This window comes from Streptococcus mitis (genome assembly GCF_026782865.1).
GTDB lineage: Bacteria > Bacillota > Bacilli > Lactobacillales > Streptococcaceae > Streptococcus > Streptococcus mitis_CG.
On the sequence record NZ_JAKUXK010000012.1, the window covers coordinates 19,932 to 45,967 of the forward strand.

The 26,036-nt window shown below is 42.3% G+C and carries 29 protein-coding genes and 1 pseudogene; 3 read left to right on the top strand and 27 right to left on the bottom strand.

Features of this window, described 5'->3' with window-relative positions; genetic code table 11:
• Position 1: 1 nt before the first annotated feature.
• The 4 genes from MK482_RS06970 to cdaA all read right to left on the bottom strand — a co-directional run bounded on the left by MK482_RS06970 (position 2) and on the right by cdaA (position 3,451).
• Positions 2–376: a DUF1149 family protein gene (locus MK482_RS06970; RefSeq protein WP_136937592.1), complete on the bottom strand. Its 375-nt coding sequence runs from the start codon at positions 374–376 to the stop codon at positions 2–4.
• A 73-nt stretch (positions 377–449) separates the two neighbouring features.
• On the bottom strand, positions 450–1,802 hold the full coding sequence (gene glmM / locus MK482_RS06975) for a phosphoglucosamine mutase (RefSeq protein WP_268718343.1): 1,353 nt from the start codon (positions 1,800–1,802) through the stop codon (positions 450–452).
• Between the two features lie 25 nt (positions 1,803–1,827).
• Positions 1,828–2,607, bottom strand: a complete 780-nt coding sequence (locus MK482_RS06980) for a YbbR-like domain-containing protein (protein ID WP_268718344.1) — start codon at positions 2,605–2,607, stop codon at positions 1,828–1,830.
• On the bottom strand, positions 2,594–3,451 hold the full coding sequence (cdaA, locus tag MK482_RS06985; RefSeq protein ID WP_268718345.1) for a diadenylate cyclase CdaA: 858 nt from the start codon (positions 3,449–3,451) through the stop codon (positions 2,594–2,596). The genes MK482_RS06980 and cdaA overlap by 14 nt, the downstream gene beginning before the upstream one ends.
• Before the next feature lie 138 nt (positions 3,452–3,589).
• Between cdaA and MK482_RS06990 the strand changes: the two genes are divergently transcribed.
• Positions 3,590–4,558 (top strand): NAD(P)/FAD-dependent oxidoreductase, encoded by a 969-nt coding sequence (locus tag MK482_RS06990; protein WP_268718346.1) that lies wholly within the window; start codon positions 3,590–3,592, stop codon positions 4,556–4,558.
• Between the two features lie 34 nt (positions 4,559–4,592).
• Here MK482_RS06990 and whiA read toward each other — a convergent pair whose 3' ends face one another.
• The 10 genes from whiA to MK482_RS07040 form a co-directional block, all read right to left on the bottom strand.
• Positions 4,593–5,504, bottom strand: a complete 912-nt coding sequence (whiA, locus tag MK482_RS06995) for a DNA-binding protein WhiA (RefSeq protein ID WP_153219937.1) — start codon at positions 5,502–5,504, stop codon at positions 4,593–4,595.
• Positions 5,501–6,478, bottom strand: coding sequence for a YvcK family protein (locus MK482_RS07000; RefSeq protein WP_125458192.1), 978 nt, complete (start codon positions 6,476–6,478; stop codon positions 5,501–5,503). The genes whiA and MK482_RS07000 overlap by 4 nt, the downstream gene beginning before the upstream one ends.
• A complete protein-coding gene (rapZ, locus tag MK482_RS07005) occupies positions 6,475–7,365 on the bottom strand; it encodes an RNase adapter RapZ (RefSeq protein WP_268718347.1) in 891 nt (296 codons plus the stop codon). Before rapZ ends, MK482_RS07000 begins: the two co-directional genes overlap by 4 nt.
• A 51-nt stretch (positions 7,366–7,416) precedes the next feature.
• Positions 7,417–7,797, bottom strand: coding sequence for a RidA family protein (locus MK482_RS07010; RefSeq protein ID WP_268718348.1), 381 nt, complete (start codon positions 7,795–7,797; stop codon positions 7,417–7,419).
• A 9-nt stretch (positions 7,798–7,806) separates the two neighbouring features.
• Entirely contained in the window at positions 7,807–8,394 is a 588-nt protein-coding gene (gene yihA / locus MK482_RS07015; RefSeq protein ID WP_268718349.1) for a ribosome biogenesis GTP-binding protein YihA/YsxC, read from the bottom strand.
• Between the two features lie 8 nt (positions 8,395–8,402).
• Complete coding sequence (gene clpX, locus MK482_RS07020; protein ID WP_025169664.1) at positions 8,403–9,635, bottom strand: ATP-dependent Clp protease ATP-binding subunit ClpX; 1,233 nt, start codon at positions 9,633–9,635, stop codon at positions 8,403–8,405.
• A gap of 36 nt (positions 9,636–9,671) precedes the next feature.
• Complete coding sequence (locus tag MK482_RS07025; RefSeq protein ID WP_000442260.1) at positions 9,672–9,842, bottom strand: hypothetical protein; 171 nt, start codon at positions 9,840–9,842, stop codon at positions 9,672–9,674.
• On the bottom strand, positions 9,842–10,348 hold the full coding sequence (locus MK482_RS07030; RefSeq protein WP_268718350.1) for a dihydrofolate reductase: 507 nt from the start codon (positions 10,346–10,348) through the stop codon (positions 9,842–9,844). Before MK482_RS07030 ends, MK482_RS07025 begins: the two co-directional genes overlap by 1 nt.
• A 119-nt stretch (positions 10,349–10,467) precedes the next feature.
• Entirely contained in the window at positions 10,468–11,142 is a 675-nt protein-coding gene (gene cmk / locus MK482_RS07035; RefSeq protein WP_268718351.1) for a (d)CMP kinase, read from the bottom strand.
• A 9-nt stretch (positions 11,143–11,151) separates the two neighbouring features.
• Positions 11,152–11,652: an SAG1386/EF1546 family surface-associated protein gene (locus MK482_RS07040; RefSeq protein ID WP_268718352.1), complete on the bottom strand. Its 501-nt coding sequence runs from the start codon at positions 11,650–11,652 to the stop codon at positions 11,152–11,154.
• A 45-nt stretch (positions 11,653–11,697) separates the two neighbouring features.
• On the opposite strand from MK482_RS07040, the gene MK482_RS07045 reads away from it, so the two are divergent.
• Positions 11,698–11,901 (top strand): ferredoxin, encoded by a 204-nt coding sequence (locus MK482_RS07045; RefSeq protein ID WP_162496576.1) that lies wholly within the window; start codon positions 11,698–11,700, stop codon positions 11,899–11,901.
• A 51-nt stretch (positions 11,902–11,952) separates the two neighbouring features.
• On the opposite strand, the gene MK482_RS07050 is transcribed toward MK482_RS07045, so the two are convergent.
• The 6 genes from MK482_RS07050 to MK482_RS07075 all read right to left on the bottom strand — a co-directional run bounded on the left by MK482_RS07050 (position 11,953) and on the right by MK482_RS07075 (position 19,060).
• Positions 11,953–12,918 carry a glycosyltransferase family 2 protein gene (locus MK482_RS07050; protein ID WP_268718422.1) on the bottom strand — a complete coding sequence of 322 codons (966 nt, stop codon included), beginning with the start codon at positions 12,916–12,918 and terminating at the stop codon, positions 11,953–11,955.
• A gap of 1 nt (position 12,919) precedes the next feature.
• Positions 12,920–13,939, bottom strand: coding sequence for a UDP-glucose 4-epimerase GalE (galE, locus tag MK482_RS07055; RefSeq protein ID WP_024057477.1), 1,020 nt, complete (start codon positions 13,937–13,939; stop codon positions 12,920–12,922).
• Between the two features lie 102 nt (positions 13,940–14,041).
• Complete coding sequence (locus MK482_RS07060; protein ID WP_268718353.1) at positions 14,042–15,145, bottom strand: NAD(P)/FAD-dependent oxidoreductase; 1,104 nt, start codon at positions 15,143–15,145, stop codon at positions 14,042–14,044.
• A 16-nt stretch (positions 15,146–15,161) separates the two neighbouring features.
• Positions 15,162–15,959: a Nif3-like dinuclear metal center hexameric protein gene (locus MK482_RS07065; protein WP_268718354.1), complete on the bottom strand. Its 798-nt coding sequence runs from the start codon at positions 15,957–15,959 to the stop codon at positions 15,162–15,164.
• Positions 15,946–16,623, bottom strand: a complete 678-nt coding sequence (locus tag MK482_RS07070) for a tRNA (adenine(22)-N(1))-methyltransferase (RefSeq protein WP_268718355.1) — start codon at positions 16,621–16,623, stop codon at positions 15,946–15,948. Before MK482_RS07070 ends, MK482_RS07065 begins: the two co-directional genes overlap by 14 nt.
• 100 nt (positions 16,624–16,723) lie before the next feature.
• On the bottom strand, positions 16,724–19,060 hold the full coding sequence (locus tag MK482_RS07075; protein ID WP_268718356.1) for a cation-translocating P-type ATPase: 2,337 nt from the start codon (positions 19,058–19,060) through the stop codon (positions 16,724–16,726).
• Positions 19,061–19,192: 132 nt separating this feature from the next.
• Here MK482_RS07075 and MK482_RS07080 point away from each other — a divergent pair, with 132 nt between their 5' ends.
• On the top strand, positions 19,193–19,942 hold the full coding sequence (locus tag MK482_RS07080) for a lysophospholipid acyltransferase family protein (protein WP_247932140.1): 750 nt from the start codon (positions 19,193–19,195) through the stop codon (positions 19,940–19,942).
• Between the two features lie 43 nt (positions 19,943–19,985).
• Here MK482_RS07080 and MK482_RS07085 read toward each other — a convergent pair whose 3' ends face one another.
• The 7 genes and pseudogenes from MK482_RS07085 to MK482_RS07115 all read right to left on the bottom strand — a co-directional run bounded on the left by MK482_RS07085 (position 19,986) and on the right by MK482_RS07115 (position 26,028).
• Complete coding sequence (locus MK482_RS07085; RefSeq protein ID WP_268718357.1) at positions 19,986–20,678, bottom strand: alpha/beta hydrolase-fold protein; 693 nt, start codon at positions 20,676–20,678, stop codon at positions 19,986–19,988.
• Positions 20,659–21,669 carry an ABC transporter substrate-binding protein gene (locus MK482_RS07090; protein ID WP_268718358.1) on the bottom strand — a complete coding sequence of 337 codons (1,011 nt, stop codon included), beginning with the start codon at positions 21,667–21,669 and terminating at the stop codon, positions 20,659–20,661. Before MK482_RS07090 ends, MK482_RS07085 begins: the two co-directional genes overlap by 20 nt.
• A gap of 19 nt (positions 21,670–21,688) precedes the next feature.
• Positions 21,689–22,444: an ABC transporter ATP-binding protein gene (locus MK482_RS07095; protein WP_261038885.1), complete on the bottom strand. Its 756-nt coding sequence runs from the start codon at positions 22,442–22,444 to the stop codon at positions 21,689–21,691.
• Between the two features lies 1 nt (position 22,445).
• Positions 22,446–23,492, bottom strand: coding sequence for a FecCD family ABC transporter permease (locus MK482_RS07100; protein ID WP_261038887.1), 1,047 nt, complete (start codon positions 23,490–23,492; stop codon positions 22,446–22,448).
• A gap of 236 nt (positions 23,493–23,728) precedes the next feature.
• Entirely contained in the window at positions 23,729–24,349 is a 621-nt protein-coding gene (locus MK482_RS07105; RefSeq protein WP_000531713.1) for a CadD family cadmium resistance transporter, read from the bottom strand.
• A 572-nt stretch (positions 24,350–24,921) separates the two neighbouring features.
• A pseudogene (locus MK482_RS07110) lies at positions 24,922–25,173 on the bottom strand (transposase); the annotation flags it as partial.
• Between the two features lie 231 nt (positions 25,174–25,404).
• Positions 25,405–26,028, bottom strand: coding sequence for a TetR/AcrR family transcriptional regulator (locus MK482_RS07115; RefSeq protein ID WP_268718359.1), 624 nt, complete (start codon positions 26,026–26,028; stop codon positions 25,405–25,407).
• Between the last annotated feature and the right edge of the window lie 8 nt (positions 26,029–26,036).

Here is a 26,036-nt window from a genome sequence, read left to right on the forward strand (position 1 = left end):
ATTAGAACTCCAAATTGATTCCTGGTAAGTCTAATGCAATTTCAGTTACTTCGTAAGTCAAACGGTTGAGCATGTTCAAACATGGACGAGCCAAAGTTTCAACTTCCTCTTGATTAAACTCACTTGGTTCATTGACAATACGACCTTCCACATGGTTAACTTGGGAAATCGTTCCACTGATAACAAATTTGTCAAAGACAATCATAAAACTCAAGACAACCACTAAAGATGTCACTTGATTTTCTTGGTCATGCTGGAGTAATTGGAAGTTCACATCCACCTTAGTTTCAGGAGTTCCATTTTCATTTTCCCATTCAAAATTACGCGCATCAAAATGATACTGACTGACAAATTCTTGTTCACGTTTAAGATTCATGTCTTTCTCCCTCGGCTACAATATTATAAGCTATTGTACCATAATTTTTTATTTTCATCTAGTTTTCTAGGATTTAGTCAATCCCAATTTCAGCTCGAACTACGTCTGCGATGGTATCAACATAGTAGTCTACTTCTTCTGTTGTAGGCGCTTCTGCCATAACACGCAAGAGGGGCTCTGTTCCACTTGGGCGTACTAGGATACGGCCATTCCCTGCCATTTCTTCTTCCATCTTCTCGATGATATCCTTGATAGCTGGCACTTCCATAGCCTTTTCCTTCATGGCATTTTCCACTCGGATATTGACTAATTTTTGTGGATAGATGGTTACTTCTGCTGCCAACTCTGACAAACTCTTACCAGTTTCCTTCATGATTTTTGTCAATTGAACAGCAGATAATTGGCCATCACCTGTTGTATTGTAGTCCATCAAGATGACGTGACCAGACTGTTCACCACCGAGGTTGTAACCTGATTTTCTCATTTCTTCAACAACGTAGCGGTCGCCAACTGCAGTGACTGCCTTGTTAATGCCTTCACGGTCCAAGGCCTTGTGGAAACCAAGGTTGGACATAACGGTTGTCACGATTGTATTTTGAGCCAATTGTCCTTTTTCAGAAAGGTATTTACCGATGATGTACATGATTTTATCACCATCAACGATATCTCCATTTTCATCAACAGCAATCAAGCGGTCACTGTCTCCATCAAAGGCCAAACCAATAGCTGAGCCGCTTTCTTTGACCACTTCTTGAAGGGTTTCTGGGTGGGTTGAACCAACATTAAGGTTGATGTTAAGACCATCTGGTGTTTCCCCTATAACAGTCAATTGAGCTCCAAGGTCTGCAAAGATTTGACGGGCACTTGTAGAAGCGGCACCATTAGCTGTATCCAAGGCAACCTTCATTCCCTCAAGAGGAGTTCCAGTCGAGACAAGGTAGCCCTCATACTTACGCAAGCCTTCTGGATAATCTACCAAGGTTCCCAAGCCTTCAGCACTTGGACGAGGAAGAGTATCTTCTGCAGCATCTAACAAGGCTTCAATTTCTGCTTCTTTTTCGTCATCTAGTTTAAAACCATCACCGCCAAAGAACTTAATTCCATTATCAAGGGCTGGATTGTGGCTAGCAGAAATCATGACACCAGCACTGGCTCCTTCAGTTTTTACCAAGTAAGCTACTGCTGGTGTTGCAAGGACACCAAGTTTGTAGACGTGAATCCCTACAGAGAGGAGACCTGCCACCAAAGCAGATTCTAGCATTTCGCCTGAAATACGTGTGTCACGTCCTACAAAGACTTTCGGTGCTTCCGTTTCATGTTGACTAAGAACATAGCCTCCAAAACGTCCTAGTTTAAAAGCCAATTCTGGTGTTAGTTCTACGTTAGCTTCTCCACGGACTCCATCAGTCCCAAAATATTTACCCATTTTTATAAAATCCTTTTCCTATTTTTTAATTCGTTTTTGAACTAGTTGCTTTCGTTGACGAAGATGTCTCCGACGAACTACTTGCACTTGAATTAGATGCACTTGAACTCGATACCACAGGTTTTGTAGTTACCTTCATTGTCGTATCAAACGGAGTAATAACTACTGGTAAGACTACCCCGTTGCGATCAATAGCCTGCAAAGGTACTGAACCACTATAATTACCCGTAATCCGTTCGCTAGTAGGCAGAAGCGCAATAACTTTGTCAATCTTCGCTAATGTTTCCTGATCTGTCGTAACCGAAACCCGTTCATTTGACACGGTTACACTATCAATTTGTAGCTTGGTATCAATCTGGCTTTGGTCAACTTGTGGCACAACAAGCATCCCATCTCGCTTAACCTTCTTCCCAACTTTTACTGTAATCTTTTGAGGCGTTGCCACAGCAGTCATTCCATTTGGAAGATTTTCAATATTCAAGGGAACTTCAATCGTTCCAACACTGACATCCGTCAAATCCGCTGTGACCTTAAACTTACGAGTACTTTCCTGCATTTCGCTGGCCAAGGTCACACGATTGGCTCCTGTCAGCACAACTGAAACCTCTGATGCAAATCCGCTAATGAAATACTGGTCATTATCGTAATGAATATCGATAGGAACATTTGTTATCGTATTGGTGTAGGTTTCTGATTTGACCTGCCTTACAGTATTGTTATTTTGAAAATTAGTCGATGTTGCATAGATGAATAAGACACAAGCAAAAAAGAGAGATGAGATAATATATAAGCTATTTTTTCTCATTTTTCCAACCTCCTAGCAAACGGTCCCTGAAACTGACTTTTTCCTCAACGGCTGGCAAAAGAATTCTTCGTAGCTCTGCTTCAAATTCTTCAATCGTCAAGTCGTGCTTGAAAACACCGTTATAGGTAATAGAAATGCCACCTGTTTCCTCTGAGACGATGAAAGTCAAGGCATCCGACACTTCTGATAAACCGATAGCCGCCCGGTGTCTGGTTCCAAATTCCTTGGAAATCCCTGTCCTTTCTGTTAAGGGTAGATAGGCCGAAGTCACTGCAATTCGATTTTCTCTGATAATCACAGCACCATCATGTAGGGGAGTGTTGGGGATAAAGATATTAATGAGAAGTTCAGATGAAATGTTGGCATCCAAGGGGATACCTGTAGCGATGTATTCTTGCAAAGTCCGAACTCGTTGAATGGCAACCAGAGCACCAATCTTACGAGGACTCATATATTCAACCGACTTGACAAAGGCGCGAATCATTTGCTCCTCTGCACTAATTTGAGCAGTAGAAAAAAAATCTGTCGCCCTTCCCAAACGTTCCAAACCAGTCCGAATCTCTGGAGAGAAGATAACAACCGCAGCAATAACCCCATAGGTGATAATTTGATTAATCAACCAAGAAATCGTTGTTAAACCAAGGATATTGGCCACAACCTGGGCTAATACAAAGATCACGACCCCACGCACCAAAATCATAATCTTGGTGCCAGCTATCGCTTTTGTAAAGCGATATAAAATATAGGCCACAATCAAAATATCAAACAGATTGATAGCAATACTCCAAGGACTAGAAAACAAGCTAGTCCAATATTGCAGGTTGGATAATTGTTGAAAGTTCATCTGCTGTCTCCTCTCTGTCCAAACACGTTCCTTTCTATTATACCATTTTTCTGACATTTTTTTCCCTATCCTACTTCATTTTAAATTAAAGAAAAAATATGATAAAATAAACTGACTAGAAAAAACAAAGGAGAAACCATGTCTCAACTCTATGATATTACCATTGTAGGTGGTGGTCCCGTCGGACTTTTTGCAGCCTTCTATGCCCACCTACGCCAAGCCAAGGTCCAAATCATCGACTCCCTTCCACAACTAGGTGGACAACCTGCTATTCTCTATCCTGAAAAGGAAATCCTCGACGTTCCAGGTTTCCCAAACCTGACTGGAGAAGAATTGACCAACCGCTTGATTGAACAACTAAACGGCTTTGATACCCCTATTCATCTCAATGAAACGGTTCTTGAGATTGAAAAACAAGAGGAAGGATTTGTCATCACAACTTCTAAAGGAAGTCACCTGTCTAAAACAGTTATCATCGCTATGGGTGGCGGTGCCTTTAAACCACGTCCGCTGGAACTAGAAGGCGTTGAGAGTTATGAAAATATCCACTACCACGTTTCCAACATCCAGCAATATGCTGATAAGAAAGTGACGATTCTGGGTGGTGGGGACTCAGCTGTTGATTGGGCTTTGGCTTTTGAAAAAATTGCGCCAACTACCCTTGTTCACCGCAGAGATAATTTCCGCGCCTTGGAGCACAGTGTTCAAGCCTTACAAGAATCATCTGTATCCATCAAGACACCATTCGTTCCTAGCCAACTCCTTGGAGATGGAAAAACGCTTGACAAGTTGGAAATCACAAAAGTTAAATCTGATGAAACAGAAACGATTGACCTAGACCACCTCTTTGTCAACTATGGTTTCAAATCTTCTGTTGGTAACCTTAAAAACTGGGGTCTGGACCTCAACCGTCACAAGATTATCGTCAATAGCAAGCAAGAATCCAGCAAAGCAGGTATCTATGCTATCGGTGACTGTTGCTACTATGAAGGAAAAATTGATCTGATTGCGACAGGCCTCGGAGAAGCACCAACCGCTGTTAACAACGCCATCAACTACATCGACCCAGAGCAAAAAGTACAACCAAAACACTCAACCAGTTTATAAGAAAAGAACCACGAGTCACATAGGATTCGTGGTTTTATAATTCATCGGCTATCTTATTGATTTTTCTGAGTCTGTGGTTGACACCACTTTTGGTCAGAGGGGTGCTGAGGCTATCTGCTAACTGCTGGATAGAGTAGTCTGGGTGCTGAATCCGCAGTTGCGCTACCTCCTGCAAATCCACTGGCAGATTTTCTAAGCCCATGATATCTTTGATTTTACTGATATTGTTGATGGTCTTCATACTGGCAGAAACTGTCCGAGCGATATTTGCTGTCTCGGCATTATTGGCTCGATTGAGGTCGTTACGGGTTTCTCGTAAAATCTTAACCCGCTCAAAATCATCACGCGCCTGCATGGCTCCGATGACAATCAAGAAGTCCATAATGTCTTCGGCTCGCTGGAGATAGGTCACAGCACCCTTTTTGCGCTCAAGTACTTTGCCATCTAATAAAAATTGCTGGAGAAGAGAGGCAATCCCTTGAGCGTGGTCCAGATAAACAGAACTGATTTCCAACTGATACTTGCCTGACTCAGGGTCACGAATGCTCCCATTCGCTAAGAAAGCACCACAGAGATAAGCACGACCTGCTTCCTCATCCGATAAAATCGCCCCATCAATACCCGTTTCTAGGCCAAAAAAGGAGTCTGCCAAGTGCAAATCACTCAGAAGGTCCTGCACCTTTTCATCTGTAAAAACGGTATAGACCCGATTCTTACGAAGATTGCTCCGTTGGTGGTGTCGGATTTCCGATTTGATTTCGTAGAAATGGAGGAAGGACTCATAAAGGTGACGGGCCAGTTTGGCATTTTCTGTCACGACAGACAAGGTCAGACCCGAAGTCGAGAGACCGATACTTCCAGACATCTTGATAATGGCAGACAATTCATGCCGGCTCAGATGGTGCTGACCTAGGATTTCTTCTTTTACTGCTACTGTGAAACTCATTTTCTCACCTGTATAATGCGCATCAATTCGTCCACAATCAAATCCCCATCGTGAAAGGCACCTCCATTTTCCAGACGAAGGAAGTTAGATGAAATCACGCGCGGAACTTGCTTACTAAGATCAGCAAAATCATGTTCCACCTGCACCAAATATTCATCAAAACGGTTGGAATTCATGTATTCCTGAGGCACTTTTTCGATATTCACCAAGACAGTATCGATAAAAGGTCGGCCAAGGTGGCGATGCAAGACCTCCACGTGGTCACTATCTGTAAAGTGTTCCGTCTCCCCACGTTGGGTCATGATATTACAGACATAGGCGATTTCTGCCTTGGTTTCCAAAAGCGCCTGCCCGATTTCCTTAATCACGATATTGGGCAAAATCGAGGTAAAGAGGGAACCAGGTCCGAGGACAATCATGTCACTTTCAAGAATGGTCTGCACTACTCGACGACTGGCCAGAGGCGTATCATCGTTGAGGGTATTGGTCACATAGACATGGTCAATCATGCCTGGATGGTCCGCTATATGACTCTCTCCAGCTACTTCTGTCCCATCCTGGAAGACTGCATGCAGGGTCAAAGGATGGTCACTGGAAGGATAAATCTTTCCAGTGGTATGGAAAAATTTGCTCAGCAACTGCATGGCATTATAGGTCGAACCCTGCATTTCTGACAGACCTGCAATAATGAGATTGCCCAATGGATGGCCAGCAAAGGCTCCCGCATCCTCAGAGAAGCGATACTGAAAGACCTTTTCATAAAATTTTGGCATATCTGACATGGCTACAAGGACATTGCGGAGATCACCTGGCGGTGTCAATTGTTGCATATTTTTTCGGAGTTCACCTGATGAACCGCCATCATCTGCCACCGTTACAATAGCAGCGATTTCCACATCTTTTTCTCGCAGACTTTTTAGAATGACGGGGATTCCAGTCCCTCCACCAATCACCGTTATCTTTGGTTTTCTCATGAACGGTTTACCGTTTCCTTTCTTCGGTCTTTGTCGCGATGCCCTTCATTGACAGGCCAAGTCTTGGATAAGTCCTGCGCCAAGCGTTTAGCAAAGGCCACACTACGGTGTTGTCCTCCTGTACAGCCCATGGCAATGGTCAAAACAGACTTCCCTTCCTTTTGGTAACTTGGCAAAATCGGCTCAATCAAGGCCAATAAATGTTGATAAAAATCTTCTGACTCAGGATGGTTCATGACATAGTCGTACACTGGCTCATCCACACCAGTTTGGTTTCTCAGTTCTGGTAGGTAGTAGGGATTTGGCAAGAAACGGACATCAAAGACCAGGTCCGCATCAATCGGGATTCCATATTTAAAGCCAAAAGACATGACTTCGATACGGAAAGACTGGGCTTGTTCTTGATCTGAAAACTGCTCTGCAATGGTTTTACGCAGCTCACGCGGAGTAAGTTCAGTCGTATCCACCACATTTTGACTCATATTTTTTAAAGGCGCCAAGAGCTCACGTTCCAGTTTGATACCATCCAAAATCCGTCCATCTGCAGCTAATGGGTGACTCCGTCTGGTTTCCTTGTAACGCGCGACCAATTCCTTATCAGCTGCATCCAAAAAGAGGATTTTAAAATCCAAATCATCTTGATTTTCCAACTCATCCAAAACAGCTGAAATCTCTGAGAAGAAAGAACGGCTACGCATATCCACCACCAAGGCCAACTTATGATCGTCTTCCTTTGTTTCCACCAACTGCAAAAATTTGGGTAAGAGGGCCGGTGGCATATTATCAATAGTAAAATAACCTAGATCCTCGAAGGACTGAATGGCAACTGTTTTCCCTGCACCACTCATTCCTGTCACAATCACCAAGTGAAGTTGTTTCTTTGTCATCTTTTTCTCCTTATATCAAAAGAAGTTTGGCCGAACCAAACTTCAACTAGCTTATCCAATCTCTGCGATGACTTCGATTTCGACTTTTACATCACGAGGAAGACGAGCTACCTCCACAGCTGAACGAGCTGGAAACTCCTCTTTAAAGGCCGTTTGGTAAACCTCGTTAAAAGGAACAAAGTCGTTCATATCGCTTAAGAAGCAAGTTGTTTTGACAACATGGTCAAAATCTGTTCCTGCTTCTGCCAAAATAGCACCGATGTTTTTCAAGACTTGTTCTGTCTGTTCTTGAATGGTTTCTCCAACGATTTCCCCAGTTTCAGGAGAGAGAGGAACTTGACCACTAGCAAACAAAAGATTGCCAACGATTTTTCCTTGAACATAGGGTCCGATAGCCTTTGGAGATTTGTCTGTATGAATTGTTTTTGCCATTTCTTTACCTCATAATTTTTCTAAGATTGCATCCCAAGCCTCATCCATCCCTGCCTTGCTGACAGATGAAAAGAGGATGAAGTCGTCACTTGGGTCAAAGTTTAATTTCTTTTTAATTGCTGATTCGTGCTTGTTCCATTTACCACGTGGAATCTTGTCTGCCTTAGTCGCAACGATGATGACCGGAATCTCATAATACTTGAGAAATTCATACATCTGTACATCATCTGCTGACGGATCATGACGAAGGTCCACCAAACTGACCACAGCACGGAGATTTTCCCGAGTTGTTAGGTACTCCTCAATCATGCGCCCCCACTTTTCACGTTCCTTTTTGGAAACACGGGCATAGCCATAACCAGGCACGTCCACAAAGCGCATCTTGTCATCGATATTAAAGAAGTTGAGAAGCTGGGTTTTACCAGGTTTACCTGATGTTCGGGCTAGATTCTTACGATTCAACATTGTGTTGATAAAGCTAGATTTGCCAACATTTGAACGCCCTACTAGGGCAATCTCTGGCAGTTCATCCTGTGGGTAGTGAGATTTATTCGCCGCACTGAGCAAGATTTCTGCATTGTGTGTATTAAGTTCCATAGTCACCTCTAGGCTGTTTCTAGGATTGGTTTATCCGTTCCATCGACAGCTTCTTTTGTGATGCGAACCAATTTCACATTTTCCTGACTCGGTACTTCAAACATGACGTCTAGCATGGTTTCTTCGATGATCGAGCGAAGACCACGCGCACCAGTTTTGCGTTCGATGGCCTTATTTGCAATCTCTTGAAGGGCTTCGTCGTCAAATTCCAACTCGACATCATCATAAGATAACAAGGTTTGGTACTGTTTCACCAAAGCATTTCTTGGTTCCTTCAAGATACGAACCAAATCATCTACTGTCAACTGTTCAAGAGCAGCAAAAACAGGCAAGCGTCCAATCAACTCAGGGATAATACCAAATTTTTGAATATCTTCTGCGATGATTTCTTGCATATAAGAGCTGTTTTCATCAATCGCCTTATTGTTTTGACCAAATCCGATGACTTTTTCACCCAGACGTTGTTTAACAATTTCTTCAATGCCATCAAAGGCACCACCCACGATGAAGAGGATATTTTTGGTATCCACTTGAATCATCTCTTGTTGCGGATGTTTGCGTCCACCTTGAGGCGGTACGCTGGCAACAGTTCCCTCGATAATCTTGAGAAGGGCTTGTTGCACCCCTTCACCAGAAACATCACGTGTGATAGACACGTTCTCACTCTTCTTGGCAATCTTATCAATTTCATCCACATAGATAATCCCACGCTCTGCACGCTCGATGTTAAAGTCAGCAGCCTGTAGGAGTTTGAGGAGGATATTTTCCACGTCCTCACCCACATAACCAGCCTCAGTAAGAGCTGTCGCATCTGCGATCGCAAAAGGTACATTCAAGCTCTTAGCCAAGGTCTGAGCAAGGAAAGTTTTCCCTGAACCAGTTGGGCCAATCATCAAGATATTTGATTTCTGCAAATCCACATCTTCTGACTCTTCACGCGTATCGTGGAAATTAATGCGTTTGTAGTGGTTGTATACTGCTACTGCTAAAGCACGTTTGGCACGATCTTGACCGATTACATAGTGGTTCAAGATATGGAGGAGTTCGATTGGTTTTGGAACTTCAGACAAGTCTGCCAAGACTTCTTCCGCCAACTCCTCTCGAATGATTTCCTGAGCCAACTCCACACATTCATTACAGATAAAGGCGTTGTTACCAGCGATTATTTTTTGTACTTCTTCTTGGCTTTTGCCACAAAATGAGCAATAAACCATCATATCATTATTCCTAGTTGTAGGCATGATTTCCTTCCGTTCTATTCTATACTGTCATTCTATCTAAAATAAGGTCATGTAAAAAGCATGGATACTATTGACCAAATTGGTAAAGGCATTTAACCAGAGCAGGACAGAAAGTCCATAGCGCTTTTTACGAAAAGCCTGTGCCCCTGCAAGCAAGCAGACCAAACACAGCATGGCTGTGAAAAAACCAAATATACTACGTTCCATTAGACTTCCTTTCTCTTGCGGTATTGGATGGTAAAATCATAAGGATTTTTCTCATCTTTGGTATAGGATTTGCTTGAAACCGTCTCAAAAATAGACAGGTCAAACTCTTCAGGGAAATAGGTATCTCCTTCCACCCGAGCATGAATGTGAGTCACAATCACTTCGTCAAGGTAGGGTTCAAAAGCTTGAAAAATTTGCTTTCCACCTATAATATAAAGATTCTTATCTTGAGCCTGATACCAGTCCAAGACAGACTGAACATCATAAAAAGTAGCAACCCCGTCTATCTTTTCTTCAGAATTACGCGTCAAAATCAAGGTCTCCCGTTTAGGAAGCAAGCGACGCCCCATTCCATCAAAGGTCACACGCCCCATCAAGATAGCATGATTCAGAGTTGTTTCTTTGAAGTGTTGCAGTTCTGCTGGTAAATGCCAAGGCAGACGATTGTCCTTACCAATCACACCCTCTTCATCCTGGGCCCAAATAGCTACGATTTTCTTAGTCATGCTTCCATCCTTTTCACTGATAGTACTATTTTATCAAAAAACTCAAAAAAAGACTGGTTTGGAATGCGTTCAGTTTGATAGAAAAGAAGCAGGCTAGCTTTAGCCTGCTTCTCCTGTCCCTAGGACATGCGTTCTTTTGCTTCTGATTCAATTTTTTTAACTACTTCTTGAATACTTAGTCCAGTTGTATCAAGGTAAACTGCATCCTCTGCTTGTTTGAGAGGCGAGGTCTCACGATGGCTATCCTTGTAGTCACGCGCAGCAATTTCCTCTTTTAGGGTTTCTAGGTCTGTTTCAATTCCCTTGGCAATATTTTCCTTGTAACGACGCTCTGCTCTTTCATCAACAGAAGCTACTAAGAAAATTTTCAATTCTGCTTGTGGCAATACAACAGTTCCAATATCGCGACCATCCATGACAATCCCACCTTGCTGGGCAATCTCTTGTTGGAGAGAAACTAGTTTCTCACGTACTTCAGGAATTGCTGCAATAGCAGAAACATGATTGGTCACTTGATTTTCACGAATAGGATGGGTAATATCCACATCTCCTACAAAGACAAGCTGTTCTCCAGTTTCTGAACGCCCAAAGCTGATTGGATGCTGGTCCAATAAGGCTAAAAGTTCCTCAATCTCTTCCACTCCTAACTGGTGTTTCAGAGCCATATAGGTCGCCGCACGATACATGGCACCTGTATCTAGATAGGTATACCCAAAATCTTTAGCAATAATCTTAGCAACCGTACTCTTACCGCTTGAAGCTGGACCATCGATAGCAATTTGAATCGTCTTCATTTATGACTCCTATCTAGTCTTAATCACATCTCCAGGATTTGCAAACCAAGATCCTGTAGCCATATGTCCAGGATTTAATGCTTCTAATTGAGCAATTGAAATACCTGCACGTTGCGCCAAGACAGCTTCACCCTCACCAGCCTGAACTGTAATTGTTCCTTCACTAGCAGCATGTTCTTCAGAATGACTCTCACTAGAGGAGCTCGCTGTAGAAGTTGCTTCTTCAGTCTTGCTAGATGAAGAAGACGATTCTTCTGTTACAGAAGTTGAAGCAGGGGCAGATGAATCATAAAAATCTTTCAAGGCTGCTGTACGATTACTCCCACCACTTGAAAGATAAATCAATACTATAATCATTGCCACAACAATCACGAAAAAGAGACTAGCTAGAATCGTCAAAACACGATTTGCAACAACGCCTGTACCTTTTTGATTACGTTGATGTCGTTCCTTTCTCGTCTGTTCTTCCTGATTCTCATAAATATCTTCTTGCCACGGTTCTTTTGCCATACCTTACTCCTTGTTTTTTTTTACTTTTCTTATTACAATATAAATATGAAAATCACACTTATACCTGAACGCTGCATTGCCTGTGGGCTTTGCCAAACTTATTCTGAATTATTTGATTACCACGATAATGGAATCGTGCGTTTTTACGATGATCCTGATCAACTAGAAAAAGAAATTTCTCCTAGTCAGGACGTCGTAGAAGCTGTTAGAAACTGTCCGACACGTGCCTTGATTAAAGATCAACTCTAATATCGACAAGAACGTTCCACTCCTTCTAGTTTAGCATATTTCCATGCAAAATTATAGTCTTTTCTCTTTATTTTTTTCTGTAAAATCAGGAAGAACACTTTTTTCTTTGATAAGATAAAGTGGTCTTTTTTTGGTCTCTAGATAAATCTTACTGATGTACTTGCCGAGAATCCCAATGGTCAAGAGTTGAATCCCACCAAGGAAGAGAATAACAGCCATCAGAGAGGTCCAACCTGACGTCGGATTGCCCAAAATAAGAGTCCGAACCACAACAAAAAAGGTCATTAGTAGAGAAATAAAACAAGATAGGAGACCTGCCACAAAGGCTATAATCAAGGGAAAATCTGAAAAGTTAACAATCCCTTCAATAGAGTAGAAAAAGAGTTGCCTAAAACTCCAACTGGTCTTGCCAGCCTGTCTTTCGACATTTGGATAGTCCAGATAGTGGGTTTTAAAACCGACCCAGGCAAAAAGTCCTTTAGAAAAACGATTGGACTCAGTCAAGCTTAAAATGGAATCTACTACAGATCTTCTCATCATGCGAAAATCACGGACACCTGACGGCAGGGCTACTGGACTAATTTTTTTCATGAAGCCGTAAAATAGATTAGCACAAAAACTGCGAAAGAAGGGTTCTCCCTCCCGACTAGTTCTCCGTGTTCCAACACAGTCCAAATCCATATTCTGGTCTAGTAAGTTTTTCATCTCTAGCAACATACTAGGAGGATCTTGGAGGTCTGCATCCATCACCACCACTAGATCTCCTGTCGCATATTGCAAGCCTGCATAGAGGGCTGCTTCTTTGCCAAAATTTCGCGAGAAAGAAATATAATGAACTGCCGGATTTTTCTCCCGATAGGCCTTTAAGAGTTCCAAAGTCCCATCACTCGATCCATCATCGACAAAGACATACTCGATTTCTGTTTCCAAATCTGGAAGTAAAGCTTCCAAAGCCTGATAAAAAAGAGGAAGTACTTCCTCTTCGTTTAAACAGGGGACAATGATTGACATCACCATCTTAGTCTTCAAATCCATTTGGATGCTTGCTTTGCCAACGCCATGCGTCTTCACACATTTGGGTGATGCCTAACTCTGCTTCCCAGCCTAGTTCTGCTTTGGCTTTTGCAGGATCTGAATAGCAGGCTGCGATATCCCCTGGGCGACGATCTACGATGCGGTAAGGAATTGGGCGTCCCACTGCTTTTTCCATATTTTGGATAATTTCAAGAACTGAGTAGCCTTTACCTGTTCCAAGGTTATAAACGTTTAGGCCTGAACCTTTTTGGATTTTTTTCAGAGCTGCGACGTGACCTTTAGCCAAATCGACAACGTGGATATAGTCACGAACACCAGTTCCGTCTTCCGTATCGTAATCGTCTCCAAATACTTGCACTTGCTCTAATTTTCCAACGGCTACTTGAGTCACATATGGCAAGAGATTGTTTGGAATACCGTTTGGATTTTCTCCTAGGTCTCCACTTTCATGAGCTCCGATTGGGTTGAAATAACGAAGTAAGACCACATTCCATTCTGAGTCTGCCTTGTAAATATCCGTCAAAATTTCCTCAAGCATAAGCTTAGTGCGGCCATATGGGTTGGTCACTGAAAGTGGGAAATCTTCCAAGATGGGCACTGTATGAGGATCTCCGTAAACTGTCGCAGAAGAGCTGAAAATGATGTTTTTGCAGTTGTTTTCTTCCATGACCTTCAAAAGACTAACAGTTCCAGCAATATTGTTGTCATAGTAGGCAAGAGGGATACGTGTTGATTCGCCAACAGCCTTCAAGCCAGCAAAGTGAATGACACCAGTTGGTTCTTCTTGTTTGAAAATGTCACGAAGAGTATCTGTATCACGGATATCTGCCTCATAGAAAGGCACTTCAACTCCTGTAATTCTCTCAACAACTTCTAAACTTTTTCTGTTACTATTAACAAGGTTATCCACCACAACAACCTGATGACCTGCTTGGATTAACTCAATAACTGTGTGGGTTCCGATAAAACCTGCTCCACCCGTTACCAAAATCTTTTCTTGCATCTTTTTTCCTCGATTCTCGGATTATTTTTTCTTATTTTACCATTTTTGATAGGGAATGTCATTTGCCATCCTAGAGGGGAGGCTAAAATTTAAGTAAAATTCTTACTCGCTTTTTACTCGTTTGACATAGTTTTCAATTGGGTAGTTTAGAGGGTCCAAGGTCAACTCCTTGTCTTGGATCAGTTGAGCTAGATGGTAACCAATGATAGGACCAGTTGTGAGGCCTGATGAACCTAGTCCACTAGCAGCATAGACACCTGCCAATTCTGGTACCTGCCCAAAGAAAGGAGAGAAATCACTGGTATAGGCACGGATTCCCACACGCTCAGCTCTTGAAGTCGCTCTAGCTAAAACTGGATAGTGAGGCAAGGCTGCCTCCTCCATTTGTTGGAGTAAGGTTTCATCTACCGTCAAATCAAATCCCATGTCATTTTCATGAGTAGCGCCTAGGGATAATTTCCCACCTGCAAAAGGAATCAAATCCCACTCCCCTTCTGGCATAACAACAGGATAAGCTTCCATGTCTTGGGCAAGTTGATAATCTCGGAGTTGTCCTTTTTGGGGACGAATATCTACTTCATAACCTAAAGGCTCTAACAGATGTCCCAACCAAGCTCCCGTCGCCAAAATAACCTGATCAAATACCTCTTCGTCAATCTGGTAACCTGATGCTAAAGGTGTCAGAGTTACTTTTTCTTTGACCAGTTTGACCTGACTAGCTTCTAGCAAACGAGTCACTAAGAGTTGACCATCTACTCTCGCTCCACCAGAAGCATAGAGCAGGCGGTCAAATGCTTGCAGACCAGGAAAAAACTCATTTGCAGACGCTTGGTCTAAAATGGCTAACTGGCCTATCAAGGGAGATTCTTCCCTGCGATTCAAAGCTAGTTTATAGAGTTCTTCTAGCTTGGATTCGTCCTTCTTTAAGAGAAAAACTCCCGAACGCTGGTAAAAGTCAACTTCCTGCCCTGATTTCTCTAAATCAGTCAACAAATCCACATAAAAATCAGCCCCCAAGCGTGCCATCTTATACCAGGCCTTATTGCGGCGTTTGGAAAACCAAGGACTGATAATTCCTGCTGCGGCCTTGGTAGCCTGACCTTGTCCATGGTCAAAAACGGTCACCTCTAAATCTGCTTCTTTGGAGAGGTAGTAGGAAGCAGTTGCCCCTACAATCCCTGCTCCGATAATGGCAACTTTTTTCATTGTTTTCACTTTCTAACTAGATATGGTGGAAAGGATTGGTCGATGCTTTACTAGGTAAAATATCAATATCCCAGTCTTTTTCCTCTTTCCATTGACTAAGGAGTGCTGCGATTTTTTCCACAAACAGCACTTCAATATAGTGACCTGGGTCCAATGCCAGTAACCCATCAGACAACATATCCTGGGCAGTGTGGTAGTAAATATCACCAGTGATATAGACATCCGCTCCTTTAGCTAAAGCATCCTTATAGAAAGACTGCCCGCTACCACCACAGATGGCCACTTTTGAAATTTCCTTCTTCAAATCACTCTCTTGATAATGCACCATTCGAAGACTATCTAGACCAAAGACTTGCTTGACATGCTGAGCCAATGCTCCAAAAGTCTGAGGCTGAACATTCCCAATACGTCCAATCCCACGTTCTGGGCCTGTTTCCTGAAGATAAGTCGTCTCCTCAATGCCTAGCATCTGGCAGAACCAGTCATTGAGGCCATTCTCGACAATGTCGATATTGGTATGGCTGACATAAACTGCAATGTCATGCTTGATGAGATCAATGTAAATCTGATTTTGCGGACGGCTAGCGACCAAGTCCTTGATGGGACGGAAAATAGGCGCGTGCTTAACAATAATCAAGTCAACACCCTTTTCAATGGCTTCAGCCACCGTTTCTTCACGAATATCCAGAGCCACCATGACCCTTTGGATATCCTTGTCCAAAGTTCCAATTTGTAGACCACGACTGTCTCCCTCCATTGAAAATTCCTGAGGACAAAAGGCTTCATATGCGTTAATTACTTCACTTGCTAGCATGGAGAACCTCCTTGATGGCTTGAATTTTATCTACTAGAATTTGACGTTCCTCTATATTTTTTTCTGGGATTTGATTAAGGGCAAACTCTAACTTATCAGCTTCTTTTTGCCATTTTTGGACAAAGACTGGACTGACCTCTTTGTACAAGAAAGGGCCAAAGCGAACATCACTGGCTGATAGCTTCATTTGTCCTGCTTCCACCACCAAAATCTCGTAAAACTTGCCAGCTTCTTCTAAGATGCTTTCAGCTACAATCTGAAATCCGTTTTCTTGTAGCCAGATACGCAAGTCGTCTTCACGATTATTGGGCTGGAGGATCAATCGTTCTACATTAGCTAACTTGTCCAAGCCTTCTTCTAAAATCCTAGCAATCAAACGACCACCCATACCAGCAATGGTAATGACAGACACTTGGTCTGCCTCTTCAAAGGCTGCCAAGCCATTTGCTAAACGAACCTGGATTTTCTCCTTTAGGCCGTTAGCCTCAACATTTTTGACCGCGGACTGGTAGGGACCTTCTACGACCTCACCCGCAATAGCACTTTTGATTTGTCCTCTTTCGACCAAGTCGATAGGCAGATAAGCATGGTCACTTCCCACATCTAGCAAAATGGCTCCCTGTGGCACAAAGGAAGCCACTAATTCTAATCTCTTTGAAATCATCTTCTCTCACTTTCCAAACTCTATTACCTCTTATTATACCACATTTCAGCTGGCAATCTTTTACCTAAAAAGACCGCAATCCACAGATTGCAGCCTTTCTTTATTTTTTCGCTTGGTAACGACTGGTTAAGATAAATATCACGGTAAAGACCAACATCATGACACCATAAACAGGTAATGTTTGTCCTGTTAAGGTTGAAATTTCAAGCAGTTTTTGAATTCTTGGGAAGAGAGCTGTGGCTAGGAAGCCTCCTACTGACCAAACAATCAAGAGGACACGCCATAGGGTAAATGGCATGCAGGCTCTAAATACGGATAAGAAACCAATAGACCCAAGCAGATAATAGAGTAGAGTTGAAATTTCTAACTCAGACCAACCTTGGCTACTTCCAAATATTTTCACAAAAAGAACGCTGAACACAACCATGAGAGCACTTGGTATAGCACGAAGCATGGATCTTCTGAGGAAGTTTGGCTCGACAGGTTTGATATTTCGCTCAAAAGTCAGAACGAATGGTGGGAAACCTTCCACGAACTGGTCAATCATGGTAATCTGGATCGGAATGAAGGGGAAAATCAAGATCCACTCAGACCGACCTAAAAGAGCACTGGCAATACAGATGACTGCGAGCAAGAATGAGTAGATGGTCTTTATCAAGAAAATCGGGGCGATGTGGGCAATGTTATTGACCACACGACGACCTTCAAAGAGAATCTCAGGAACATCATTAAAGTCTGAGTTCAAGAGAACCAGATTGGCAATCTGACGAGTCGCTGGATCCCCTTCCGCCATTACGATGGAACAATCCGCCTCACGAAGAGCCAAGATATCATTAACCCCATCCCCTGTCATAGCTGTTGTATGCCCCGCTTTTTTCAGTGTTTGGATGATGAGTTTCTTTTGATGAGGGGAAACACGACCGAAAATAGCGGTCTCCTCCGCCATAGCAATCAATTCCTCATCCGTCATTTTCGAGCAATCTACATAGCTGTGATAGTCCGCAAAACCAGCCTTCTGAGCAATGCTGGATACCGTAACTGGATTGTCACCAGAAATGATTTTGAGTCCCACTTCTTGAGAACGGAGATAGTCCAGCGTCTCTGCTGCTCCCTCCCGAATGGGGTCCAAGATTTCTAGCAAGGCTAGAGCCTGAATATCAGATGGTTTCTGTGGTTTGTGATGGTCTAATTTCTCCTGACTGAGAGCTAAGACCAAGACACGTGACCCTCTCTCCAAGGCCTCCCTGGCTTCTAGGACTTCAGAGTCCAGCAACATCTCAGGCGCCCCTAAGAAAACTGTTCCCAAACCTTCTAACTCCATGGCTCCCCACTTGCGATCGCTGGAGAAGGGAAGATTAGAGAGCATAGGATAGGCTACTTGGCCTTGGAATCGCTGGCGAATAGCTTGGGCAGTTGGATTTTTATCCTCACTATGGGCCATATAGCTAGCCAAGATGCTAGCAAGCGCTGACTCTCCATACTCTTCGGTCAAAGGAAGAACAGCCTCCACCTGCATCTTTCCTTGGGTGATGGTGCCTGTCTTGTCCAAACAGAGCATGTCCACGCGCGCCAAGGTCTCAACAGAGTACATCTCCTGCACCAAGACCTTTTTCAAACCTAGCTTGATAACTGCAGTCAAGAGCGAAGTAATAGTCAAAAGGGCGATTCCCTTGGGCAACATTCCTAGAAGGGCTGTCGACGAATTTACAACGGATGACTTTAGAGGTAATCCTTTTAAAAGCAAAGCTTCTAGCAAGAGAGCCAGACCAAAAGGAATGATAATCTTCCCAGTAAAACCAGCTAGCTTGTCCAGCGATTTCATGATACGGGAGTTAATAGGTTTAACGGTCTTGGCTTCCAGCATAAGTTTGGCAGCATAGTTGTCTGCACCTACATGATGAACTTGAGCCAAAACTGACCCACTGGCTAAGAAACTTCCAGACAAAAGCAAGGCGTCAACTTCCTTTTGCACCAAATCACTTTCCCCCGTTAACATGGCTTCATTGACTTCTGCGAAACCTTCCAGAACCAAGGCATCACTGGGAATCTGCTCTCCAGCAGACAGACGAATGACATCTCCTAGCACCAATTCTTCCGGATTCAGAGCCACTTCTTGGCCATCACGAATAGTTTTGACCTTTTCCTTGGTCATGAGATTGAGCTTGTCCACCATGTGTTTAGCCCGCAGCTCGGTCACAATTCCAGAAAAAGCGTTAAAGCAGATAACAGCAAAAAAGACCAAATTGCTCCAAGCCTGCACAAAGGTAAGGGCCAAAGCAATGGCAAAGTTCAAAGCGTTAAAAAGGGTAAAGACATTTCGTTTAACGATTTGCCAAGTGCTGGTACTGGCCGAAGCAGTAAAATCATTGACCAAGCCCTTAGTCTGTCTTTCCTTGACTTCTCTTTGGGTTAATCCCATAATCTTATTTTTATCCATAAATTCTATCATATCATTTTTTTTAACAGAATTCTAATCTCACCCCAAATATGCACCTAGTCAAGGGAAAAGTTTGCCAGCCCTCCTTTGATAAGGTATAATAATAACAAGAAAATAATCGAAGGAGATCGCATGTTTTATACTTATTTACGTGGATTGGTTGTATTGCTCCTATGGTCCATCAATGGCAATGCCCACTATCATAATACTGATAAAATTCCTAATCAAGATGAAAATTATATTCTAGTTGCCCCTCACCGCACCTGGTGGGATCCTGTTTACATGGCCTTTGCGACCAAGCCAAAACAATTTATCTTTATGGCAAAAAAAGAACTCTTTACTAACCGTATCTTTGGCTGGTGGATCCGTATGTGTGGCGCCTTTCCTATCGACCGGGAAAATCCTAGCGCTTCTGCCATCAAATATCCTATCAATGTTCTCAAAAAAAGTGATCGCTCTCTCATCATGTTTCCAAGTGGGAGCCGTCACTCAAACGATGTCAAGGGGGGCGTAGCTCTGATTGCCAAAATGGCCAAGGTACGTATCATGCCGGTTACCTACACAGGTCCCATGACTTTGAAGGGCTTAGTTAGCCGTGAACGTGTCGATATGAACTTTGGAAATCCAATCGATATCTCAGATATCAAGAAAATGAATGATGAAGGCATTGAAACAGTCGCCAATCGTATCCAAACAGAATTCCAACGTCTGGACCAAGAAACGAAACAATGGCACAATGATAAAAAACCAAACCCACTCTGGTGGTTTATCCGCATCCCTGCCCTCATCCTTGCCATTATCCTCGCTATCCTAACTATTATCTTTAGCTTTATCGCAAGCTTTATCTGGAATCCAGATAAGAAAAGAGAAAAACTTGGTTAAATAAATACAACAATCCCTTGGCAAAAGCCAAGGGATAAATCTTTTATTCGATTTTCCATTTTTGGGCCAACCAGCTGGAAAAAGCTAGAAATCGTTCAGCTACTTGTTCATGGTGCCCATAAGGGTCAAAGACAAACTGACCGTTCGGATAGCATTTCTGAAGACTGGTATGGATTTGCTCAGCATAGACTGGTGCTTGAGCCAAGCGATTGCTATGATTGACTCCTTCTGTTTGACCGTTCTGTAAATACAGCAAACAGTCTAGATTTTTCACTGTCTCTGCCTTGCAGTAAGTCACAAAATCAGGATACCAAAAGGAACCACAAATGGAAAAGACACAGGAAACCTTGTCAAAGCCGAAAAGACTGTAAACTGCCGCCAAACCACCGAGTGAGTAGCCTCCATAAGCAAGGCGAGTTTCGTCCAGGCGATAAAGTGACTGCAACTTGTCTAAAATACCTCCAAACAAATGATCATGATAGACCTTGGCCTGACCTCCAAAATCTGGAACTCCATCTCTCAGAGCAGCTGCCTTCCAGGGAGTGTAGTCATCTAGGCGATTTTTAGAGGTCAAGCCCACTAAAATCACAGATTCGGAAAGGGACGATAAGAAATCCAAGTTTCCATCATTCAATAAAATAGCCGGATAGGTTTGATTGGGGTCGTAGTTAGAGGGAAGGCTGATTCTGACTTGAATTCCTTCCCAATCAAACTCATTATTTATTGATAAAGTCATTGATTTTCTCAAGGGAATCAATCACTGCTGGACCATAATCCATCAACTCATCGTAAGAGATGGTCATGATTTTTTGATTCTTAATAGCAGGAACGCTTTCCAAAACAGCATTTGCCTTCATCAACTCTACTGCTTTTTCATCCAATTTTTTATTGCGGTCGCTGGTTACATAGATAATCAATTGAGGATCCATTGACACGAGATTTTCCAAGGTCAAGCCTGATGTCCCCGTAGCAACGTTTGTATAACCAAGTTGGTTCAACAAGCTCTCTTGCAAAGCAGACTTGTAGGCACCGAAGGTTTCATCATTATAAGCAACCATAATCAAAGCCTTTTTCTTTTCACCTTGGCTTGCTGGATTTGCTTTCTTAACAGCGTCAATTTTAGTTTGTAATTGGGCTGCGTATTCATTGGCCTTGTCCTGAACATTAAAAATCATTCCAAGATTTTTGACATCTTCTACGATATTCCCCAAATCTTGCTGAATTGTTGAGAGAGAAGCTTTTTGAGTATAAACTGGGATTTTGTTTTCATTCCAAGTACTAACTGTTCCCAAGGATTTTTCAGAAAACATCATGTTTCGACCCATCACAGCGTCTGGCTCATAAGAAAGGACTGTCTCTTGTGAGACTGTTTTTTTATCCCCAATTTGAGGAATCGTCGCAATCGCGTCCTTGTATTTGTCCATCACAGCATTATCAGGGTTAAGCATGCCAGCAATTTTATCCTTCAACCCCAACTCCAATAAGATTTCAGTGGTTGAAAGATTGTTGGTGATAACTTTTTCAGGTGCCTTGTCAAAGACTTGTTCGACTTCATTTCCTTTAGCATCATATGTTTTGACCGTTAGTGGATAAGTCGTCTCTGTGCTCGCCTTTTGACTTGTTTCTGCGCTAGATTGTGTGGTAGCTTTTTCTGTAGTAGTATTACCACAAGCTGCCATGGTTAGGGTAGCTACTGTTACGAGTAAAATGCTTAGTGTTTTTTTCATCTTGTTTTCCTTTTCATTCTTATAAATAGTGAATCATGGCTTGCTGGTCCTCGGTCCAAGTCACCTGACTTTGAACTCCGTATACAGTTTGCAATGACTCAGGGGTGATGGTCTCCTTTGGAGTCCCTTGGTAAAGGATTTCTCCCTCTTTCATCAGATAGAGATAATCCGAATAGCGACAAGCAAGTTGAATATCATGTAGGACAGCTAGAACATTGACCTTGAGATTTTTCACAATGGCTAACAAGTCTAGCTGATACCTGATATCCAAGTGATTGGTTGGTTCGTCCAGGAGCAAGAGAGTCGGTTCTTGCGCCAAGGCGCGGGCTAACAAAACTCGCTGTTTCTCTCCCCCTGACAGAGACGAATAGAGACGAGTTTTCTTCTCGAGCATATCCACCTTAACGAGGGCATCTTGAACGAGAGTAAAATCCCTTTCCCTTTCCTTCTGTAAAAAAGAGAGGTGGGGAGTTCTTCCCAGCAAGACGATTTCTTCAACTGTACAATCAAACTGCAGTTGGTTAAACTGGGTCACAACTGCCATTTGCTTGGCTGTTTCTTTGAGTGACCAATGATCCAGCGGCTTTCCATCTAGGCTTATCAAGCCTTTGTCCGCCTTTTCCTGACGATAGAGGAGTTTAAGCAAGCTGGTTTTTCCGCTTCCATTTGGTCCTAATATCGTGTGAAATTGATTCCCCTCAACCTTAAGAGAGACTCCTTTGAGGATTTTTTTCTCTCCTAGTCCAAAATGGATATCCTGACAAATCAAGTCCATGTCAGACCCTCACCTCCCTTCGCCTACCTCCAACAATGTAGATAAAGAAGGGAGCACCTACTAAGGCTGTGAAAATACCAATTGGCAGCTCAGCATTTTGAATAATGACACGAGAGAGTACGTCTGCCCAGATGACAAAGAGGGAACCCATCAAGGTTGCAACAGGAAAAAGCCTCTTGTAATTCGTTCCTACTAACCCTCGAGCTAAATGTGGAGTAATCAGACCGACAAATCCAATAATCCCACAGGTTGCCACTAAGACTGCTGTCAGCACAGCCACCATGGTCACATAAAGATACCAATAAAAGCGTAAGGGAATCCCCAAAGTTAAAGCAGCCTCATCTCCCATCATCATCGCATTGAAAACACGATACTGAGTAGAGAAAAATAGAAAGGCCATTCCTACTATTATAGTTGGCAGGACCAAGTCTGCCCAGGTAGTCCCAGCAAGCGAGCCCATGGTCCAAAACTTAATGGTCATCACACTGTCCGCATTAGCACCAACTGAGATAATAAAGTTTGAAAAAGCCAGAAAGAGAGCATTGACCACCGTTCCTGATAAAATCAGACTAGAAGTCGTCATCCTTCCCTGCATAGAGGCAATGATGAGGACAGAAATTGTTGCCAAAATAGCTCCAAGAAAAGCTCCAAGGCTAATCATCACTTTTAAACCAAGAATGATGCTCAAAGTTGCCCCTAGAGTTGCACCCGCAGATATTCCTAAGACATAAGGCTCAGCGATGGGATTGTTCACTGTGGACTGCATCACGCTACCACACATAGAAAGGCCTGCTCCCACTATCAGACCTAACAATACTCGGGGAAATCTCATGTTCCATACAATGACAAGAGTGGACTTGGAAACCTCTCCTATCTCAAGAGGAAATCCTAATCTGCTCAAAATAATCCGATAGGTATCTCCTAGATCAATTGCAACAGATCCCATTGAAACTGCTAGAAAGAGAGAAATCCCTAAAGTAGCTAGCAAAATAACTAAAAGTAACACAAATTGCTGGTCTTGTCGGCTTCCAGAAAATTTGGAAAGCATGCAAACCTCCTATGATAGAATCTTAAAAATTTAGAAAATTCTCATGAAAAAGTATACCATATTTTCAACTGCGTAACAAGATGAGAACAAATGAATATAGTTGGTTTTATTGTGCTAGGAACCGTAACCGAAGATTAAACTTGAGTATGTCGAGGTAAGGTGACAACATAAAAAGCCCTCTGAAAATCAGAGAGCCAATTTGAGCTCGGGATAAAATCCTAGTGAAACAAAAAAATCTACACGGTCAGAAAAGTCTCTATCGTGCCATTTTCATACATGATGTATAGTCCAAGTAGAATGAATACTAAGGGCACAATGATTCGCTCGTATTTTTCAATTGTCTCGAATATTAACGGAATAGAGGATAACACCCGACTAATCTCGCATAAGATAATTATGCCGATTACAAACACAAGCAACGCCACGAGGGTCTGTGACCAATCTAACGAAGCAAAATAAGGTATATAGATACCTAAATTATCTCCGCCAGACGCAATTGTCAGCAATGTAACTGTCCAAAACAGTTGATTTGCCTTGCTTTGTTCTAATCTTTCAATAATTTCTTCCTCTTCTTCCTCTTCTTCCTCACCTTCTCCAACAATTGCAAAGCGAATCCCTAAATAGATAGGGATTAAACCAAGCAATCCAACCATCCATTCTTCAGGCACGAAATTAACGACATAAGCAGCAACTAAACTCGCCCCTACAAGTAAGCCTGTGCCTAGATATTGCCCCGCATAAATATGCCATTTTTGTTTATTCTGTGATAGCTGTGCAAATAAAATAAATAAAATAATTAAATAATCGATACTGGTGGAAATATAAACACCAATAGCAGATATGATTGTCTGTCCCATAAAAACCTCCTGTATTAGTCAGTAATAAATCAGCAGATTTTAGGAGAGCACAGACACATTAATTTAGCTATCGCTAGTGGGTAATGTCGAACATAGGAAAGCATTTTACTCCTCCTCAAAACGTAGTTACAAAGTAATTTCTAACTGGAATTCGGTGACTACTTCCATGTAAAGTATAACATACTATACTTTACTTCGTAAAGTGTGGGCTCTCCGAAGGGGCTTGCAGACAGCTACTCGGCTTTTCAAGCCGAGTAGCTACGCACCCTTATGGTGTAATTAGCTGATACCATTTGAGGTTTTTGTAGTCTCCAAAATTGTGACCGATAAAACCTCAATAAAAAAGCCCTCTGAAGTCCGAGAGCTGATTTGAGCCCGGGCTAAAATCCTAGTGAAAAAGATGAAACTCCTTGTGTTCATCGAACACTGTGTCATTTCCCTATTTTCATACGGATTTCTTACGCCCTTAGTATCATGATTCTTGCTAGATAAACCGTTTATAGACTAGGCGGTAAGCCGAAGATTGTACAAAATTTTTAGTAAAAGATAAATTGTAAGAATAAGTGCAACATTTACTTGAACTCATCCTCTAGGGCTTCACAAGCATTTCTGTAAGCTAAACACTTTCGTGGTCGGTGATTGATGTCATATAAGGCCTTTTTCAAAGCCTCATCAGAAATAGCGGCTAAATCTGTTTTCTTTGGAAAATATTCTCTTAGTAAGCCATTTGAGTTTTCATTGCTTCCTCTCTGCAAGTAAGAATAGGCATACTCAAAGAAAAAGGGAATTCCTAAGTTCTCTACCAGAGGATAGCAGGCAAACTCTAAAATTGGAATTTCATGTTTGTGTATCATCTGTTGCCTCCTAAGTTTTAAGAATTATTATATCAAAAAATAACCACTGTAATATGATTTCATAGGAACTACTTCCCAAGAATCACAAAGAAAAACCAATTAAACAATGTACATAACTGAAAAGAAAGGACATAAATCTGCTTTAGTCAGAAACATGTCCTTTTTGTATTTTATTTTAAGAAATATCATTTCAGTCGGCGTTTATTTCCACAAACCACCTAAAATCTGTTTTTCCAACAAATTCAAGTCTTCTTCTCTTATGTCACTATTGTCGCTAACGATATAGAGTTGGGCAAAGTAGGACAATAAGGGACCTATACAAATACGAACCATTTGAGGAACCGTGATTTCAGGATTCACTCGTGAATCTGCTATCAATTCCTTATGGAGTACTAATAATTTATCCTGAAGAGTATTCCAAATATAAAGTTGTTCTTTTCTCAGTTTCTTATTTGAAAAAATTTCCTGAAGAATAATTTTCATCAAAGCGCGATTCGTTTTGAGATAGGCCATACGATTTTGGACCAGATAATGCACCTTTTCTTCAGTCGTTTCTAAGGCTAAAAGTTCTTCAAAAAAACGACCGAAAAGTCCTGGAACAACAGGGTGCAAAATAGCCGTTAATAAATCTTCTTTGGTATTGAAATACTTGAAGAGCGTTGCTTGGCTAAGTCCCGCATGTTTGGCAATTTGTAAGGTGGAGGTCCCATTGTAACTCTTAGTAGAAATCAAATCGACCGCCGCCTGCATGATTTTTTTCTTTCCCTTGGGATAGTCTGCACCCTTTAGATAAGCTTCAAACGACTCAAAAACACTCTCACTCATTTTCATCC

What these genes read in the sequence shown, in the direction of transcription:
- MK482_RS07040 (WP_268718352.1), bottom strand. Translation starts at nt 11,652, where the DNA reads ATGGCAAAAGAACCGTGGCAAGAAGATATTTATGAGAATCAGGAAGAA.
- MK482_RS07090 (WP_268718358.1), bottom strand. Translation starts at nt 21,669, where the DNA reads ATGAAAAAAACACTAAGCATTTTACTCGTAACAGTAGCTACCCTAACC.
- whiA (WP_153219937.1), bottom strand. Translation starts at nt 5,504, where the DNA reads ATGAGTTTCACAGTAGCAGTAAAAGAAGAAATCCTAGGTCAGCACCAT.
- MK482_RS07070 (WP_268718355.1), bottom strand. Translation starts at nt 16,623, where the DNA reads ATGATTTCAAAGAGATTAGAATTAGTGGCTTCCTTTGTGCCACAGGGA.
- MK482_RS07010 (WP_268718348.1), bottom strand. Translation starts at nt 7,797, where the DNA reads ATGGCAAAAACAATTCATACAGACAAATCTCCAAAGGCTATCGGACCC.
- MK482_RS07115 (WP_268718359.1), bottom strand. Translation starts at nt 26,028, where the DNA reads ATGAGTGAGAGTGTTTTTGAGTCGTTTGAAGCTTATCTAAAGGGTGCA.
- MK482_RS07085 (WP_268718357.1), bottom strand. Translation starts at nt 20,678, where the DNA reads ATGACTTTATCAATAAATAATGAGTTTGATTGGGAAGGAATTCAAGTC.
- MK482_RS07025 (WP_000442260.1), bottom strand. Translation starts at nt 9,842, where the DNA reads ATGGAACGTAGTATATTTGGTTTTTTCACAGCCATGCTGTGTTTGGTC.
- MK482_RS07100 (WP_261038887.1), bottom strand. Translation starts at nt 23,492, where the DNA reads ATGCTTTCCAAATTTTCTGGAAGCCGACAAGACCAGCAATTTGTGTTA.
- MK482_RS07060 (WP_268718353.1), bottom strand. Translation starts at nt 15,145, where the DNA reads ATGAAAAAAGTTGCCATTATCGGAGCAGGGATTGTAGGGGCAACTGCT.
- MK482_RS07045 (WP_162496576.1), top strand. Translation starts at nt 11,698, where the DNA reads ATGAAAATCACACTTATACCTGAACGCTGCATTGCCTGTGGGCTTTGC.
- MK482_RS07095 (WP_261038885.1), bottom strand. Translation starts at nt 22,444, where the DNA reads ATGGACTTGATTTGTCAGGATATCCATTTTGGACTAGGAGAGAAAAAA.
- MK482_RS07065 (WP_268718354.1), bottom strand. Translation starts at nt 15,959, where the DNA reads ATGCTAGCAAGTGAAGTAATTAACGCATATGAAGCCTTTTGTCCTCAG.
- yihA (WP_268718349.1), bottom strand. Translation starts at nt 8,394, where the DNA reads ATGGAACTTAATACACACAATGCAGAAATCTTGCTCAGTGCGGCGAAT.
- galE (WP_024057477.1), bottom strand. Translation starts at nt 13,939, where the DNA reads ATGCAAGAAAAGATTTTGGTAACGGGTGGAGCAGGTTTTATCGGAACC.
- MK482_RS07080 (WP_247932140.1), top strand. Translation starts at nt 19,193, where the DNA reads ATGTTTTATACTTATTTACGTGGATTGGTTGTATTGCTCCTATGGTCC.
- cmk (WP_268718351.1), bottom strand. Translation starts at nt 11,142, where the DNA reads ATGAAGACGATTCAAATTGCTATCGATGGTCCAGCTTCAAGCGGTAAG.
- MK482_RS06970 (WP_136937592.1), bottom strand. Translation starts at nt 376, where the DNA reads ATGAATCTTAAACGTGAACAAGAATTTGTCAGTCAGTATCATTTTGAT.
- MK482_RS06980 (WP_268718344.1), bottom strand. Translation starts at nt 2,607, where the DNA reads ATGAGAAAAAATAGCTTATATATTATCTCATCTCTCTTTTTTGCTTGT.
- rapZ (WP_268718347.1), bottom strand. Translation starts at nt 7,365, where the DNA reads ATGACAAAGAAACAACTTCACTTGGTGATTGTGACAGGAATGAGTGGT.
- clpX (WP_025169664.1), bottom strand. Translation starts at nt 9,635, where the DNA reads ATGCCTACAACTAGGAATAATGATATGATGGTTTATTGCTCATTTTGT.
- glmM (WP_268718343.1), bottom strand. Translation starts at nt 1,802, where the DNA reads ATGGGTAAATATTTTGGGACTGATGGAGTCCGTGGAGAAGCTAACGTA.
- MK482_RS07000 (WP_125458192.1), bottom strand. Translation starts at nt 6,478, where the DNA reads ATGAGAAAACCAAAGATAACGGTGATTGGTGGAGGGACTGGAATCCCC.
- MK482_RS07105 (WP_000531713.1), bottom strand. Translation starts at nt 24,349, where the DNA reads ATGGGACAGACAATCATATCTGCTATTGGTGTTTATATTTCCACCAGT.
- MK482_RS07075 (WP_268718356.1), bottom strand. Translation starts at nt 19,060, where the DNA reads ATGGATAAAAATAAGATTATGGGATTAACCCAAAGAGAAGTCAAGGAA.
- MK482_RS06990 (WP_268718346.1), top strand. Translation starts at nt 3,590, where the DNA reads ATGTCTCAACTCTATGATATTACCATTGTAGGTGGTGGTCCCGTCGGA.
- MK482_RS07030 (WP_268718350.1), bottom strand. Translation starts at nt 10,348, where the DNA reads ATGACTAAGAAAATCGTAGCTATTTGGGCCCAGGATGAAGAGGGTGTG.
- MK482_RS07050 (WP_268718422.1), bottom strand. Translation starts at nt 12,918, where the DNA reads ATGGTGATGTCAATCATTGTCCCCTGTTTAAACGAAGAGGAAGTACTT.
- cdaA (WP_268718345.1), bottom strand. Translation starts at nt 3,451, where the DNA reads ATGAACTTTCAACAATTATCCAACCTGCAATATTGGACTAGCTTGTTT.